Origin of the sequence: Cupriavidus sp. DF5525, assembly GCF_040149425.2 — a bacterium.
Classification (GTDB): Bacteria; Pseudomonadota; Gammaproteobacteria; order Burkholderiales; family Burkholderiaceae; genus Cupriavidus; species Cupriavidus pickettii_A.
On sequence record NZ_CP168265.1, the window covers coordinates 121,269 to 136,873 of the forward strand.

The 15,605-nt window shown below is 66.3% G+C and carries 16 protein-coding genes; 15 read left to right on the forward strand and 1 reads right to left on the reverse strand.

The annotated features are described in order from the left end of the window. Positions 1 to 8 precede the first annotated feature (8 nt). The gene (locus ABNX08_RS00595; RefSeq protein ID WP_022533225.1) at positions 9 to 1,085 is read right to left on the reverse strand and encodes an MBL fold metallo-hydrolase; all 1,077 of its coding nucleotides are present in this window, start codon (positions 1,083 to 1,085) and stop codon (positions 9 to 11) included. Between the two features lie 213 nt (positions 1,086 to 1,298). Here ABNX08_RS00595 and ABNX08_RS00600 point away from each other — a divergent pair, with 213 nt between their 5' ends. The 15 genes from ABNX08_RS00600 to ABNX08_RS00670 all read left to right on the forward strand — a co-directional run bounded on the left by ABNX08_RS00600 (position 1,299) and on the right by ABNX08_RS00670 (position 15,363). Next, positions 1,299 to 1,763: a MerR family DNA-binding transcriptional regulator gene (locus ABNX08_RS00600; RefSeq protein WP_022533226.1), complete on the forward strand. Its 465-nt coding sequence runs from the start codon at positions 1,299 to 1,301 to the stop codon at positions 1,761 to 1,763. A 137-nt stretch (positions 1,764 to 1,900) separates the two neighbouring features. Next, a complete protein-coding gene (locus tag ABNX08_RS00605; RefSeq protein ID WP_022533227.1) occupies positions 1,901 to 2,377 on the forward strand; it encodes a PaaI family thioesterase in 477 nt (158 codons plus the stop codon). A 55-nt stretch (positions 2,378 to 2,432) separates the two neighbouring features. Next, complete coding sequence (locus ABNX08_RS00610; RefSeq protein ID WP_022533228.1) at positions 2,433 to 3,614, forward strand: isovaleryl-CoA dehydrogenase; 1,182 nt, start codon at positions 2,433 to 2,435, stop codon at positions 3,612 to 3,614. A 115-nt stretch (positions 3,615 to 3,729) separates the two neighbouring features. Beyond that, positions 3,730 to 5,565, forward strand: coding sequence for a bifunctional isocitrate dehydrogenase kinase/phosphatase (gene aceK / locus ABNX08_RS00615; protein ID WP_022533229.1), 1,836 nt, complete (start codon positions 3,730 to 3,732; stop codon positions 5,563 to 5,565). Continuing rightward, positions 5,562 to 6,233 (forward strand): carbonate dehydratase, encoded by a 672-nt coding sequence (gene can, locus ABNX08_RS00620; protein ID WP_022533230.1) that lies wholly within the window; start codon positions 5,562 to 5,564, stop codon positions 6,231 to 6,233. The genes aceK and can overlap by 4 nt, the downstream gene beginning before the upstream one ends. A 51-nt stretch (positions 6,234 to 6,284) precedes the next feature. Then, positions 6,285 to 7,463, forward strand: coding sequence for an acetyl-CoA C-acetyltransferase (locus ABNX08_RS00625; protein WP_022533231.1), 1,179 nt, complete (start codon positions 6,285 to 6,287; stop codon positions 7,461 to 7,463). Positions 7,464 to 7,568: 105 nt separating this feature from the next. Then, entirely contained in the window at positions 7,569 to 8,249 is a 681-nt protein-coding gene (locus ABNX08_RS00630; RefSeq protein WP_349606127.1) for an SDR family oxidoreductase, read from the forward strand. A gap of 30 nt (positions 8,250 to 8,279) precedes the next feature. Beyond that, positions 8,280 to 9,410, forward strand: coding sequence for an acyl-CoA dehydrogenase family protein (locus ABNX08_RS00635; protein ID WP_022533233.1), 1,131 nt, complete (start codon positions 8,280 to 8,282; stop codon positions 9,408 to 9,410). Between the two features lie 94 nt (positions 9,411 to 9,504). Next, complete coding sequence (locus ABNX08_RS00640) at positions 9,505 to 10,170, forward strand: 2-hydroxychromene-2-carboxylate isomerase (protein ID WP_022533234.1); 666 nt, start codon at positions 9,505 to 9,507, stop codon at positions 10,168 to 10,170. After that, positions 10,167 to 10,853, forward strand: coding sequence for an HAD family phosphatase (locus ABNX08_RS00645; protein WP_022533235.1), 687 nt, complete (start codon positions 10,167 to 10,169; stop codon positions 10,851 to 10,853). The genes ABNX08_RS00640 and ABNX08_RS00645 overlap by 4 nt, the downstream gene beginning before the upstream one ends. Then, positions 10,850 to 11,302, forward strand: coding sequence for a YchJ family protein (locus ABNX08_RS00650; RefSeq protein WP_022533236.1), 453 nt, complete (start codon positions 10,850 to 10,852; stop codon positions 11,300 to 11,302). The genes ABNX08_RS00645 and ABNX08_RS00650 overlap by 4 nt, the downstream gene beginning before the upstream one ends. Further along, the gene (locus ABNX08_RS00655) at positions 11,299 to 11,970 is read left to right on the forward strand and encodes a glutathione S-transferase family protein (protein WP_022533237.1); all 672 of its coding nucleotides are present in this window, start codon (positions 11,299 to 11,301) and stop codon (positions 11,968 to 11,970) included. Before ABNX08_RS00650 ends, ABNX08_RS00655 begins: the two co-directional genes overlap by 4 nt. A gap of 23 nt (positions 11,971 to 11,993) precedes the next feature. Further along, on the forward strand, positions 11,994 to 13,601 hold the full coding sequence (locus ABNX08_RS00660) for a carboxyl transferase domain-containing protein (protein ID WP_022533238.1): 1,608 nt from the start codon (positions 11,994 to 11,996) through the stop codon (positions 13,599 to 13,601). A 31-nt stretch (positions 13,602 to 13,632) separates the two neighbouring features. Further along, positions 13,633 to 14,535, forward strand: coding sequence for a dienelactone hydrolase family protein (locus tag ABNX08_RS00665; protein ID WP_022533239.1), 903 nt, complete (start codon positions 13,633 to 13,635; stop codon positions 14,533 to 14,535). 39 nt (positions 14,536 to 14,574) lie between these two features. Continuing rightward, positions 14,575 to 15,363 carry an enoyl-CoA hydratase/isomerase family protein gene (locus ABNX08_RS00670; protein WP_022533240.1) on the forward strand — a complete coding sequence of 263 codons (789 nt, stop codon included), beginning with the start codon at positions 14,575 to 14,577 and terminating at the stop codon, positions 15,361 to 15,363. Positions 15,364 to 15,605 lie beyond the last annotated feature (242 nt).

The window sequence follows — 15,605 nt, forward strand, 5'->3', positions numbered from 1 at the left end:
GCTCAGGTTCAGGCCGCGCGGAAGCGGATCACGCCGTCATCGCCCGTTTCCCTTACCAGTTCGCCGCGGTGCCACAGGCAATGCAGGTGCGCCAGCGACTCGCCCATGGCGAAGGTCATCTGGTGGATATCGAACTGGCGCTTGAAGATCACGCTGACGATGTCGTGCGCGCTGCAGGCTTTCTCGCGGCACGCTTCCAGTGTCTCGGCGAGCCGGTCGACATGGTGCTCGCGCAGCTGGGTGATACGGGTATGCAGGTTGCGGAAGGGGCGGCCGTGCGAGGGCAGGATCAGCACGTCCTGCGGCAGCGGCTCGTACTTGCCGAGCGAATCCAGGTAGAGCTGCAGCGAATTGCCTTCGGGCTCCATGTCGAACACGCTGACGTTGGTCGAGATGCGCGGCAGCACCATGTCGCCGGAGATCAGCACGTTGGTGGCTTCGTTATACAGCGCCACGTGCTCGGGCGAATGGCCGAAGCCGGTGATCACGCGCCAGCCGGACGTGGCCGCATCGGTGCCGATGCGCACCGTGTCGCCCGCCATCATCCGGCGGTACTGCGCCGGCAGGTCGGGCACCAGCGACGGGTAGTAGGTCTTGCGCGCGCGCAGCTTTTCCTGGCTGTCTGGATCGGTCAGGCCGTGCAGCGCGAAGTGCGCGGCGGCTGCTTCGCCGCCCGCGCTGGAGCCGGCGCCGGTGCCGCTGCCCATCACGCGCGCGCTCATGTAGTCGCCCAGGCTCATCCACAGCCGCACGCCGAAGCGCTTGCACAGCCAGTGCGCCAGGCCGACGTGGTCGGGGTGGCTGTGCGTGACCAGCACGCGCACCACCGGCAGGCCATCCAGCTCATTGGCGAAAATGGTCTCCCAGTGGCCCTTGATGACATCGTTGGTGATGCCGCAATCGATGATGGTCCAGCCCTCGCGGCCGTCCAGGCGGTCGCGCACCAGCCACAGGTTGATATGGTCGAGCGCGAACGGCAGCGGCATGCGCAGCCAGTAGACGCCGGGGGCGACCTGTTGTTTGGTGCCGGGCTCGGGCATGGTGTCGCCGAACGGGTATTGGAGCTGGTGTTCGAGTGCGTTCATGAGGAGTCTCTTGGTCGAAGCCTTGTGCCGGAGGATCGGGGATCGGGGGCAGGCGGGCTTTCTCGTTGCTGCGTCAGGCCCTGGGGGCGTATAAGCGCTAGTTGCCAGTCGCCGGAGTTGACGCTAACGTAAACGTCAATTCAAGCGGTTCGTCTCCATCTTAAGCGAAAACTTGATTCCGCAACGAACGACCGTTCACTTCCTGGGCGCACCATGGCAGTCACGCAATCCCCCGGCTCCGCCACCTACACCATCACCGATCTCGCCCGCGAGTTCGACGTCACGCCCCGCGCCATTCGTTTCTACGAGGACCAGGGCCTGCTGTCGCCGGAGCGCGAGGGCCCGGGCGGGCGCAAGCGCGTCTACAACGGCCGTGAGCGCACCAGGCTGAAGCTGACGCTGCGCGGCAAGCGGTTAGGGCTCACTCTCAATGAGATCCGTGAGATCCTTGATCTTTACGAGTCGCCGCGCGACACCGCCCCGCAACTGGAGCGCTTCCTGCACTCGCTGGCTGACCACCGCCGCGCGCTCGAGCGCCAGTTGGAAGACCTGCAGGCACAATTGGCCGAGATCGACCAGCACGAGCGCCAGTGCAGGGCGCTGCTGGCCGCGCAGACCGGCGGCAAGACCTCGCCGGCGGAGGGCGGCGATGCGCCGGCCCGTAACCGATCGGCCTGATACAGCACTTCGTCCGGCATCCGTGCCGGACGGGATTGACGTTTACGTAAACGTAAATAGAATACCCGGACAGCCCGCCACTACGGCGGCGCGCCGTGCCTTAACGCCTTCATCGGCCTTCACACCGGAAACCCGCCATGACGTCCTCCAACGCCTGTGCCGTCCCCGCTGAACCCGAAGCACTGTCCGCCACGCGCGCCGACGCCATCGCCACCAGTTTCTCGCGCCAGGGGCTGATGACCAGCTTCGGCGCCACGCTGCAGCGGGTGGAGCGCGGCGAGGTCGAGATCGCGATGCCGTGGTCCGAGGGCGTGACCCAGCAGCACGGCTTCTTCCACGGCGGCGCGGTGGGCGCGCTGGCCGACAGCGCCTGCGGCTACGCCGCGCTGTCGATGGTGGGCGAGGGCGAGGCGGGCCTGACCGCCGAATACAAGATCAACCTGCTGTCCCCCGCCCAGGGCGAACGCCTGGTGGCGGTGGGCCGCGTCCTCAAGCCCGGGCGCACGCTGATCGTGGCGCAGGGCGAGGTCTACGTCGAGCAGGCCGGCCGCCGCAAGCAGGTGGCCACCATGCTGATGACGCTTTGCGTGGTCCGCACCCTGGACCACGTCTGAACCGCCTATCCGGCGACAAAAACACGACACACACCGAATCCAACAGGAGACCATCATGACCGAACTGCCAGGCCTGAAATTCGATCTGGGCGAAGACATCGAGATGCTGCGCGATTCCGTGCGCGCCTGGGCCCAGGCCGAACTGGCCCCGCGCGCTGCCGAGATCGACCGCACCGACCAGTTCCCGATGGACGCCTGGAAGAAGATGGGCGACCTCGGCGTGCTCGGCATCACCGTGGCCGAGGAATACGGCGGCGCCAACATGGGCTACCTGGCGCACATGATCGCGATGGAAGAAATCAGCCGCGCCTCGGCCTCGGTCGGCCTGTCCTACGGCGCGCACTCCAACCTGTGCGTGAACCAGATCCACCGCAACGGCACGCCGGCGCAGAAGGCCAAGTACCTGCCCAAGCTGGTGTCGGGCGAATGGATCGGCGCGCTGGCGATGAGCGAGCCCAACGCCGGCTCGGACGTGGTCAGCATGAAGCTGCGCGCGGAGCTCAAGGGCGACCGCTACGTGCTCAACGGCACCAAGATGTGGATCACCAACGGCCCGGACTGCGATGTGCTGGTGGTTTACGCCAAGACCGAGCCCGACCTGGGCGCGCGCGGCATGACCGCGTTTATCGTCGAGAAGGGCATGAAGGGCTTCTCGGTGGCGCAAAAGCTGGACAAGCTGGGCATGCGCGGCTCGCATACCGGCGAGCTGGTGTTTCAGGACGTGGAAGTGCCGGTCGAGAACATCCTGGGCGCCGAGAATGGCGGCGCCAAGGTGCTGATGAGCGGGCTGGACTATGAGCGCGCGGTGTTGTCGGGCGGCCCGGTCGGCATCATGCAGGCCTGCATGGACGTGGTTACGCCGTATATCCATGACCGCAAGCAGTTCGGCCAGAGCATCGGCGAGTTCCAGCTGATCCAGGGCAAGGTGGCGGACATGTACACCACGCTGCAGGCCGCGCGCAGCTACCTGTACACGGTCGGCAAGAACCTGGACGGACTCGGCAGCGACCACGTGCGCCAGGTGCGCAAGGACTGCGCCGCGGTGATCCTGTACACGGCCGAGAAGGCCACCTGGATGGCGGGTGAGACCGTACAAATCCTGGGCGGCAACGGCTATATCAATGAGTACCCCGCCGGCCGGCTGTGGCGCGACGCCAAGCTGTACGAGATCGGCGCCGGTACCTCGGAGATCCGCCGGATGCTGATCGGCCGCGAACTGTTCGCCGAAACGATGTAAGCCAGGCCAGTCATACGGCGCGGGGCGCCGAAATCACCCGGAGCCCCCGCCCGAACCCATTTACAATCTCACTACCCGTCGCAAGACCGCCGCGCCAGCCGCCCCCCGTCGACCCATGTCCCACTTCCCCAAACTGCTTTCCTCGCAGATTGCCTACGATGTGGCGAGAACGATGCTCGACGGGTTCGACAAGCACTACCGTTTGTTCCGCGAGGTCAGCCACCAGGCCAAGATCAAGTTCGAGGCCGGCGACTGGCACGGGCTGCAGCAGATCCAGCGCGACCGCATCGCGTTCTACAACGAGCGCGTGCGCGAGTCGAGCGTCATCCTCGAAGACGAATACGACGCCGAGAATATCGAGGACGAGATCTGGCAGCAGATCAAGCTGCACTACATCGGCCTGCTGACCAACCATCACCAGCCCGAACTGGCCGAGACCTTCTTCAACTCGGTCTGTACGCGCATCCTGCACCGCTCGTACTTCAACAACGGTTTCATCTTCGTGCGCCCGGCGATCTCGACCGAATACATCGAGAACGAGGAATCGCCCACGCGCCCGACTTTCCGTGCCTACTATCCGGGCAGCCGCGAGGGCATGGCGGCGTGCTTCGAGCGCATCGTGCACAACTTCCAGCTCGAGCGCCCGTTCGAAGACCTTCAGCGCGACATCAGCTACGTGGTGCGCGCGGTCGGCGAGCATTTCGGCGACCTGCGCATCGCGCCGAATTTCCAGATCCATACGCTGTCGTCGCTGTTCTTCCGCAACAAGGCGGCCTTCATCATCGGCCGCATCCTGAACGGCGACCGCACTTTCCCGCTGGCGATTCCGGTGCTGCATGGCCCCTCGGGCAAGCTGATGCTGGACACGGTGCTGCTGAAAAAGGAACAGCTGCTGATCCTGTTTTCGTTCACGCATTCCTACTTCATGGTCGACATGGAGATCCCGTCGGCCTACGTGACCTTCCTGCGCGACATCATGCCGCGCAAGCCGCGCGCGGAGATCTATACCTCGCTGGGTCTGCAGAAGCAGGGCAAGAACCTGTTCTACCGCGACTTCCTGCACCACCTGCAGCATTCGTCGGACAAGTTCATCGTCGCGCCCGGCATCCGCGGGCTGGTGATGCTGGTGTTCACGCTGCCGTCGTACCCGTACGTGTTCAAGGTCATCAAGGACTTTTTCCCGGCGCCCAAGGAAACCACGCGCGAGCTGGTCAAGTCCAAGTACCAGCTGGTCAAGCAGCACGACCGCGTCGGCCGCATGGCGGATACGCTGGAGTACTCCGACGTGGCCTTCCCGCGGTCGCGCTTCGACGATGCGCTGGTGCGCGAGTTCGAGCAGCACGCGCCGTCGATGATCGAATACCAGCGCGGCAAGGACGGCGGCGAGGAGATCGTGGTGCGCCACGTCTATATCGAGCGTCGCATGACGCCGTTGAACATCTACCTGCAGGAGGGCACCGACGAGCAGGTCGAGCACGGCGTGCTCGAATACGGCAACGCCATCAAGGAGCTGATGGACGCGAACATCTTCCCCGGCGACATGCTGTACAAGAACTTCGGCGTCACGCGCCACGGGCGCGTGGTGTTCTACGACTACGACGAGATCGAGTACCTGACCGACTGCAATATCCGCCACGTGCCGCAGCCGCGCAACGAGGAAGAGGAGATGTCGGGCGAAGTCTGGTACACGGTGCGTCCGCACGATATTTTCCCAGAGACCTTCCGCACCTTCCTGCTGGGCGATCCGCGCGTGCGCGCGGCGTTCCTGCGCCATCATGCGGATTTTTTCGAGCCTGCCATGTGGCAGGGCCACAAGGACCGGCTGCTGGCCGGACATGTTCATGACTTCTTTGCCTATCAGAGTACAGAGCGATTCATCCACCGTTACGGCGACACTGGCGGCGCACCTGGTGCCGCAGCTGACGCCGGTCCTGCAAGGAGAGTCGCATGATTGACGCCATTGCCCAGCTGTTCCGCAACAACCGTGAGTGGGTCGACCGTGTCAACGCGGAGGACCCGACGTTCTTCACCCGGCTGGCCAACCAGCAGGCGCCGGAATACCTGTGGATCGGCTGCTCCGATTCGCGCGTGCCGGCCAACCAGATCCTGGGGCTCGCTCCGGGCGAAGTGTTCGTCCACCGCAATATCGCCAACGTGGTCGCGCACAGTGACCTGAACGCGCTGTCGGTGATCCAGTTCGCGGTGGAAGTGCTGAAGGTGCGCCACATCACCGTGGTCGGCCACTACGGCTGCGGTGGCGTCAAGGTAGCGCTCAAGCGCGAGCGCATCGGGCTGGCCGACAACTGGCTGCGCCATGTGCGCGACGTCGCCGACAAGCACGAGGCTTACCTCGGCACGCTGCTGCGCGAAGACGACGCCCATACCCGGCTGTGCGAGCTCAACGTGATCGAGCAGGTCAACAACGTCTGCCAGACCACGGTGATCCAGGACGCCTGGTCGCGCGGCCAGGCCGTGACCGTGCATGGCTGGGTCTACGGCGTGTCCGATGGCCTGCTGCGCGACCTGGGCATGGCCGCCAGCAACAACGACGAACTGCACGCGCAACTGGCCGCGGCTTACCGCCAGTACGGCGACCCGCCGCAGGCATCGATCCGCTGACCGCTGCCGCAACGAATACCGCTTCATCAACACCGATCCAGGAGACCCGACATGGAAGAGATCGTCATCGTTTCAGCCGCCCGCACGCCAATGGCTGCGTTCCAGGGCGAATTCGCCAGCGTCACCGCGCCGCAACTGGGCGCCGTGGCCATCCGCGCCGCCGTCGAGCGCGCCGGCCTGAAGCCCGAGCAGGTGGAAGAAGTGGTGTTCGGCTGCGTGCTGCCCGCCGGCCAGGGCCAGGCGCCGGCGCGTCAGGCGGCGCTGGGCGCGGGCCTGCCGCTGGGCGTGGGCTGCACCACCGTCAACAAGATGTGCGGCTCGGGCATGCGCGCGGCGATGACCGTCTTTGACGGCCTCATTGCAGGCTCGTTCGAGGTCGCCGTCGCCGGCGGCATGGAGAGCATGACCAACGCCCCGTACCTGATTCCGAAGGGGCGCGGCGGCTACCGCATCGGCCACGGCATGATCTATGACCACATGATGCTGGACGGCCTGGAAGACGCCTATGAGAAGGGCCGCGCCATGGGCACCTTCGGCGAGGACTGCGCCGCCAAGTACGGCTTCACGCGCGAGCAGCAGGACACCTTTGCGATGGAAAGCGTGCGCCGCGCGCAGCAGGCTACCGAGAACGGCGACTTCCGCTGGGAGATCGCGCCGGTGACCGTGTCCGGCAAGGGCGGCGACACCGTGATCGACACCGACGAAGGCCCGCGCCGCATTAAGCTGGACAAGATCCCGTCGCTGAAGCCTGCCTTCGCCAAAGACGGCACCATCACCGCCGCCTCGTCGTCGTCCATCAACGACGGCGCCTCGGCGCTGGTGATGATGCGCGCCTCCACCGCGAAAAAGCTCGGCCTGCAGCCGATCGCCCGCATGCTCGGCCACACCACCCATGCGCAGGCACCGGGCTTGTTTGCCACCGCACCGGTGGAGGCCATCGCCAAGCTGTACCGCAAGCTGGACTGGACCACCGACAGCGTCGACCTGTTCGAGATCAACGAGGCTTTCGCCGTGGTGCCGATGGCCGCCATGCAGGACCTCAAGATCCCGCGCGACAAGGTCAATATCAACGGCGGCGCCTGCGCGCTGGGCCATCCGATCGGCGCCTCCGGCGCGCGCATCATGACCACGCTGATCGGCGCGCTGCGCAAGACGGGTGGCAAGCGTGGTGTGGCGAGCTTGTGCATTGGTGGTGGTGAAGCGACCGCGGTGGGGATCGAAATCCTCTAACACGCCCTCTCCCGCTTGTTTTCTCCCCTCTCCCGCTCGCGGGAGAGGGGTGCAAAGACCCAGGCAGTCCGCTGAACCTACGCACCCAGACAAAGGAGCACAGCCTTGCCAACCGTCCTGATCCTCGGTGCCTCGCGCGGCATCGGCCTTGAATTCGTGCGCCAGTACCGTGCCGACGGCTGGCGCGTCATTGCGGCGGCACGCACGCCCGAAGGCGTCGGCGCGCTGCAGGCGCTCGGCGCCGAAGCCCACCAGGTCGACCTGTCCGATGCCGGCGCGGTCGCGGGCCTGGGCTGGAAGCTCGACGGCGAAGCCCTCGACGTGGCGATCTACAACGCCGGCGTGCTGGGTCCGCGCACGGAAGGCGCGCAACCGGTCACGCCGCAGGAGTTCGACCAGGTGATGCACGTCAACGTGCTGGGCCCGATGATGGCGCTGCCGCTGCTGCTGCCTTATGTCGAAGCCGGCCAGTCCGGCCATGGCGGCGTGCTGGCGGTGCTGTCCTCGCGCATGGGCAGCATCGGCGCGATGGAGCACAACACCAGCTGGCTGTACCGCGTCAGCAAGGCCGGCGCCAATGCGGCGCTGCGCGCGGTGTCGCTGGATGCGCGCCACGCCACCTGCGTCGCGCTGCACCCGGGCTGGGTCAAGACCGACATGGGCGGCCAGGAAGCCGACCTGACCGTGCAGCAGAGCGTCAAAGGCATACGCCAGGTGCTGGCCGGCGTCAAGCGGCGCGATAACGGCACTTTCCATAACTACGACGGCACGCCCATCCCCTGGTAAGCGCGCCCGCATACCGATCACCGAACCGACATGCTGCTGACCCCCGAACAGGAAATGATCCGCGACGCCGTGCGCCAGTTCGCGCAGGAGGTGATCGCGCCGCAGGCCGCGCAATGGGACCGCGACAAGACCTTCCCCAAGGATGTCCACCGCGAGCTGGCCGCGCTCGGAGCGTACGGCGTGGCCGTGCCCGAGGAATACGGCGGTGCCGGTCTCGACTACCTGTCACTGGCGCTGATCCTGGAAGAGATCGCGGCCGGCGACGGCGGCACCTCCACCGTGATCAGCGTCAACAACTGCCCCGTGTGCAGCATGCTGATGTCGTTCGCCAGCGAGGCGCAGAAGCAGCAATGGCTGGTGCCGCTGGCGCGCGGCGAGATGCTGGGCGCGTTCTGCCTGACCGAGCCGCACGTCGGCTCGGACGCGTCGGCGCTGCGTACTACCGCCGTCCGCGACGGCGGCGATTACGTGCTCAACGGCGTCAAGCAGTTCATCACCAGCGGCAAGAACGCCGATGTGGCGATCGTTCTGGCCGTGACCGACAAGGCCGCCGGCAAGCGCGGCATCAGCGCCTTTATCGTGCCGACTACCACGCCCGGCTACGTGGTGGCGCGCCTGGAAGACAAGCTCGGCCAGCATTCGTCGGACACCGCGCAGATCCTGCTCGAGGATTGCCGCGTGCCGGCGGCCAACTTGCTGGGCGACGAGGGCGGCGGCTACAAGATGGCGCTGTCCGGGCTGGAAGGCGGGCGCATCGGCATCGCCTCGCAAAGCATCGGCATGGCGCGCGCCGCGTTCGAGGCGGCGCTGGCGTATGCCAAGGAACGCGAGAGTTTCGGTCAGCCGCTGTTCCAGCACCAGGCGGTGCAGTTCCGCCTGGCCGAGATGGCGACCCGCATCGACGTGGCGCGCCAGATGGTGTGGCACGCCGCCGCGCTGCGCGATGGCGGCCGGCCCTGCCTGAAAGAGGCCGCGATGGCCAAGTTGTTTGCCAGCGAGATGGCCGAGCGGGTGTGCTCGGATGCGATCCAGGTGTTCGGCGGCTATGGCTATGTCAGCGACTTCCCGGTGGAGCGCATCTACCGCGACGTGCGCGTTTGCCAGATCTATGAGGGCACCAGCGATATCCAGAAGATCCTGATCGCACGAGCGCTCGCCTAGTCCACAGATAAGCGCGTACGATGGGGGCATGCCGTGAAAGCGGCACACCTCCCTGACCCGAGTACCGGCAACCCCAACAAGAAGGGCCCCCGACATGACCGCAGCGATCGACTTCTATTTCGACTTCTCATCGCCCTACGGCTATTTCGCCAGTACCCGCATCGACGAGCTGGCGCAGAAGTACGGACGCATCGTCGCCTGGCATCCGATCTTGCTGGGCGTGGTGTTCAAGACCACCGGCGCCTCGCCGCTGCCGCAGCTGCCGCTCAAGGGCGACTACTCGTGGCGCGACTTCGAGCGCACCGCGCGCTTCCATGGCATCGAATACAAGCGCCCCACGCATTTCCCGCTGCCGACCACGCACGCCGCGCGCGCGATGCTGTGGCTGCAGAACCATCACGGCGACGACATCGCGGCGGCGTTCGCCAAGTCGGTGTACCGCGCGCTGTTCGCCGACGACATCAATATCGCCGAGCCGGCCGAGATCATGAAGCTGGCCGAGCCGCTGGGCGTCGATGTGCAGGCGCTGGACGCCGGCGCCACCAGCTACCAGATCAAGGACCAGCTCAAGGCCGAGATCGAGGTGGCGATGGCCAAGGGCGTGTTCGGTTCGCCCTTCGTCATTGTCGACGGCGAGCCGTTCTGGGGCTTCGACCGCTTCGACCAGGTCGAGGCGCACCTGAAGAGCCGCCGTCAGACTGAACTCCGGGCCGTACCCAGTGTCGGGAGCCTGGACAACATGGAAAAGAAACCCGCATGACTGCAGTAACCCGTGGCCATTCCGGCCGATTCGATTGCGTGATCTTCGACTGCGACGGCGTGCTTGTCGACAGCGAGCCCATCGTCAACCGCGTGCTCAACCAGATGCTGAACGAACTCGGCATCGAGATCTCGCTGGAAGACTCCACGCGCCTGTTCCTCGGCCGCGCCGTGCGCGAGGAACTGGAGATGATCGAACGCATGCGCGGCGCGCCGCTCCCCGAGAACTGGCTGTCGACCTGGCTCGCCCGCCGCAACGCGGTGCTGGAAGCCGAGGTCGCCGCGGTGGCGCACGTGCGCGACGCCATCGGCAAGATCGCGGCCACCGGCATGCCGGTGTGCGTGGCCTCGGGCGCGGACCGCATCAAGGTCAAGCTGCAACTGACCAAGACCGGCCTGGTCGAGCTGTTCCAGCAGGATGAGCGCGAGCATATCTTCTCCGCCACCGAAGTGGCGCGCAGCAAGCCCGCGCCCGATGTTTACCTGCTGGCGGCGCGCACCATGGGCGTGGCGCCGGGGCGCTGCGCCGTGGTGGAAGACAGTCCGACCGGCGTGACCGCTGGCGTGGCCGCCGGCATGACGGTGTTGGGCTACGCCGAGCGCAACGATGCCGCGCTGCTGCGCGGGGCCGGCGCGCACACCATCTTTACCGACATGCGCGACCTGCCGGAGCTGGTGGGATGACCAGGGGAAAGGCGGCAGAGAACGCGGTACGCCGGCTGCCTAAGGCCGGACCGGTGCCGTGCCCGTGCGGCAGCGCGGACTATGCCGCCTGCTGCGGCCGCTTTCACCGCGGCGAAGCGCTGCCGCCCAACGCCGAGGCGCTGATGCGCTCGCGCTACAGCGCCTATGTGCTGAGCGATATGGACTGGCTGCAGCAGACCTGGCATCCGTCCACCTGCCCGGCCGATCTCTTGCCGGACACCGCCACGCGCTGGCTCGGGTTGGCGGTCAAGTCGCATGCGCAGCAGGACGACACGCATGCCGAAGTGGAATTCGTGGCGCGCTACAAGGTAGGCGGGCGCGCCATGCGGCTGCATGAACGCAGCCGCTTTGTGCGCGAGCCGCGCGCGCCTGGCGAGGCGCCGCGCTGGCTCTATGTGGATGGCGACATGATCGGGGAGACATCATGAGCACCGAAAAGCAGAACCAGCCGGAGTACCTGCTGTATTGCTTCGCCCAGTCCGGCAACGCCTACAAGGTGGCGCTGCTGCTGGAGACGGTCGGCGTGCAGCGCGGCCAGCGCCTGTGGCAGCCGCGCTTCGTCGACTTCTTCAACGGCGAGACCCGCACCCCCGAGTACCGGGCCATCAACGTGATGGGCGAGGTGCCGGTGCTGGAGTTCGGCGGCCAGCGCCTGTCGCAGTCCGGCGTCATCCTGGAATCACTGGCCGCGCGGCTCGATGCCTACGGTCCGCGCGACGACGCTGAACGTGCCGAGGTGCTGCGCTGGCTGCTGTTCGACAACCACAAGTTCACCTCCTACACCGCTACCTACCGCTTCATGCGCAACTTCGCCAGGACGCCGGACCCGGCCGTGCTGGAGTTTTTCCGCGCGCGCTGCGAAGGCGCGTGGAACGTGCTCAATGCGCATCTGGCGGGGCGTGCCTTCGTGGTGGGCGAGCGCACCACCATCGCCGACTTCTCGCTGGCGGGCTATGTGTTCTTCGACGACGAGATCGGCGTGCACTGGCGCAAGGAGTATCCGCATATCCATGCCTGGGCGGAGCGCATGCGCGCGTTGCCGGGCTGGAAGCACCCCTATGACCTGATGCCGGGACATCCTCTCAATCGGCGGTAAAAAGAAGCAGGAAGGGACAAACCATGCCCACGCTGGAAACCAAGCTCAACGCCCGCTCCGAATCGTTCAAGACCAACGCCGAGGCCATGCAGGCCGTGGTGGCCGACCTCAAGGCGAAGATCGCGAAGCTCGCGGAGGGCGGCGGCGAAGACGCGCGCAACAAGCACCTGTCGCGCGGCAAGCTGCTGCCGCGCGACCGGGTGCAGCAACTGCTCGATCCGGGCACGCCGTTCCTGGAGCTGTCGCAGCTCGCGGCCTATGACATGTACGACGATGCCGCGCCCGGCGCGGGCATCATCACCGGCATCGGCCGCGTGGCCGGGCAGGAATGCGTGATCGTCTGCAACGACGCCACCGTCAAGGGCGGCACCTACTACCCGATGACGGTCAAGAAGCACGTGCGCGCGCAGGAGATCGCCGAGCAGAACAACCTGCCCTGCATCTACTTGGTCGATTCCGGCGGCGCCAACCTGCCCAACCAGGACGACGTGTTTCCCGACCGCGACCACTTCGGCCGCATCTTCTACAACCAGGCCAACCTGTCCAGGCAGGGTATTCCGCAGATCGCGGTGGTGATGGGTTCGTGCACCGCCGGCGGCGCCTACGTGCCGGCGATGAGCGACGAGTCCATCATCGTCAAGAACCAGGGCACCATCTTCCTGGGCGGCCCGCCGCTGGTGAAGGCCGCCACCGGCGAGGAAGTCAGCGCCGAGGACCTGGGCGGCGCCGACGTGCATACGCGCCTGTCGGGCGTGGCCGACTACTTCGCGCAGAACGACCACCATGCGCTGTCGCTGGCGCGCAATATCGTGCAGCACCTGAACCGCCGCAAGCCGGACCAGATCCGCCTGCACGAGCCGGTGGAGCCGCTGTACCCGGTGCAAGAGCTGTACGGTGTGATCCCCACCGACACGCGCAAGCCCTATGACGTGCGCGAGGTGATCGCGCGCCTGGTCGACGGCTCCGAGTTCGACGAGTTCAAGGCACGCTACGGCACCACGCTGGTGTGCGGCTTCGCGCGCATCTGGGGCTACCCGGTCGGCATCATCGCCAACAACGGCATCCTGTTCTCGGAGTCGGCGCTCAAGGGCGCCCACTTTATCGAGCTGTGCTGCCAGCGCAAGATCCCGCTGGTGTTCCTGCAGAACATCACCGGTTTCATGGTGGGCCGCAAGTACGAGAACGAAGGCATCGCCCGCAATGGCGCCAAGATGGTGACCGCGGTTGCCACCGCGCAGGTACCCAAGTTCACCGTGATCATCGGCGGCTCGTTCGGTGCCGGCAACTACGGCATGTGCGGGCGCGCCTATTCGCCGCGCTTCCTGTGGATGTGGCCGAACGCGCGCATCTCGGTGATGGGCGGCGAGCAGGCCGCGAGCGTGCTGGCGACGGTGCGCCGCGACGGCATCGAGGCCAAGGGCGGCAAGTGGAGCGCGGAGGAGGAAGACGCCTTCAAGCAGCCGATCCGCGACCAGTACGAACACCAGGGCCATCCCTATTACGCCAGTGCGCGCCTGTGGGACGACGGCGTGATCGATCCCGCGCAGACCCGCACTGTGCTGGGCCTGGGCCTGTCCGCGAGCCTGAACGCGCCGATCGAGGACATGAAGTTCGGCGTGTTCCGCATGTAATCACCACGCCGTCGCAGCCGTACCCATCACCATGCGCAGTGTCGCCCGCCTGTTTCGCAGTCTTGCCCTGGTAGCGGTGCTCGCCGTGCTGCAGCCGCCGGCGGGCCATGCGCAGTACGCCAACGGCGATGGCACGGGCAAGGCGGCGCCGCGCATGCGTTTCACCGAGCAGGTGATGATGCTGCCCAAGGCGGCGATCCCGTCGCGCATCGACCTGGAAGCCACGGTGTTCAAGCCTTCGGGCGAGGGGCCGTTCCCGCTGGTGGTGATCAACCACGGCAAGGCGCCGGGCCGGCCGTTCATGCAGGGGCGCGCGCGCTTTGCGGCGCAGAGCGCCGAGTTCCTGCGGCGCGGCTATGTGGTGGTGCTGCCGATGCGGCAGGGCTTTGCGCGCTCGGGCGGCGCCTATGTGGGCGGCAGCTGTGACATCGAGACCAACGGCCTGATGCAGGCCGACGATGTCGTCGCCACGCTCGACTACATGGCCACGCTGCCTTACGTGGACATGGAGCGCATCGTCGTGATCGGCCAGTCGCAGGGCGGGCTGACCACGATGGCGTTCAGCACCATCGGCTATCCCGGCGTGCGCGGCGTGGTCAACTTTGCCGGCGGGCTGCGCAACCTGAACTGCCCGGACTGGGAAGAGCGGCTGGTCGATGTCTTTGCCAGCTATGGCAGCCTGGCCCGGTACCCGTCGCTATGGGTGTACGGCGACAACGACAGCTACTGGCCGGTGCCCTTGCCCGGCCGCTTGTTCAACGCCTTCAAGTCGCGCGCCACCGGCCCCGGGGCCAATGCGCGGATGTTCGATGTGGGCGAGTTCGGCATGGACTCGCACCGCCTGTTCAGCCAGCGCGAGGGCATCCCAGTGTGGCTGCCGGAAGTCGGCGACTTCTTCCGCTCGCTGGGGCTGCCGTTCGATAGTGGCACCTGAGCGGCACCCCCGATAACTATCCGTCTACGGAGACGAACCATGGAATTCACCACCCTGACTGTCAATATCGCCAGCCACGTCGCCACCGTCACGCTGAACCGGCCTGACGTGCGCAATGCGTTCAACGAGACCGTGATCGCCGAGCTGACCGGGGCCTTCCGCGCCCTCGGCGACATGGACGAAGTGCGCGCCGTCGTGCTAGCCGGAAATGGTCCCGCCTTCTGTGCCGGCGCCGACCTGAACTGGATGAAGAAGATGGCCGGCTACTCCGACGACCAGAACCGCGCCGATGCGCTGACGCTGGCGCAGATGCTGCACACCATCTGGTCCTGCCCGCGTCCCGTGATCGCACGCATCCAGGGCGACACCTATGCCGGCGGCATGGGGCTGGTGGCCGCGTGCGATATCGCGGTGGCGGCCGAGCACGCGCATTTCTGCCTGTCCGAGGCGCGCTTGGGCCTGCTGCCCGCCACCATCAGCCCGTATGTGATCCGTGCGATGGGCGAGCAGGCGGCGCGCCGCTATTTCATCACTGCGGAGCGCTTCGATGCGGCCGAGGCGCTGCGGCTGGGGTTCGTGCATGCGGTGGTGCCGGCGGAGGGGCTCGATGCCAAGGTCAGCGAGCTGGCTACGGCGCTGGTCGCCAACAGTCCCAATGCCGTGCGCGAGAGCAAGCGGCTGGTGCAGGACGTGTCGGGGCGGGTGATCGACAACGACCTGCTGGCGGATACGGCGGACCGGATTGCGAAGATCCGGGCGTCGGCAGAGGGGCGGGAAGGAGTGAAGTCGTTTTTGGAGAAGCGTACGCCGTCGTGGCGGCCGGCTTGAGGATGGCGCTTAGCTTGCGGGGTGTTTGCTCCCCTCTCCCGCGCGCGGGAGAGGGGAGTCCCGCAGCAGCATGCGAAAGCGTGCCGCACTGAAAAAAAGACTTGCGTGGAGATCGCAGCACGCTAGCGACAAGAGAGCTGCTTCACCCCCGTAACATCCATCAAATCCAGCTAAACCACCGCTAACGCAAAAATCCCGCCGCCATTGCCAACATCCAGGAGACATTTCTAACATGACCCTCC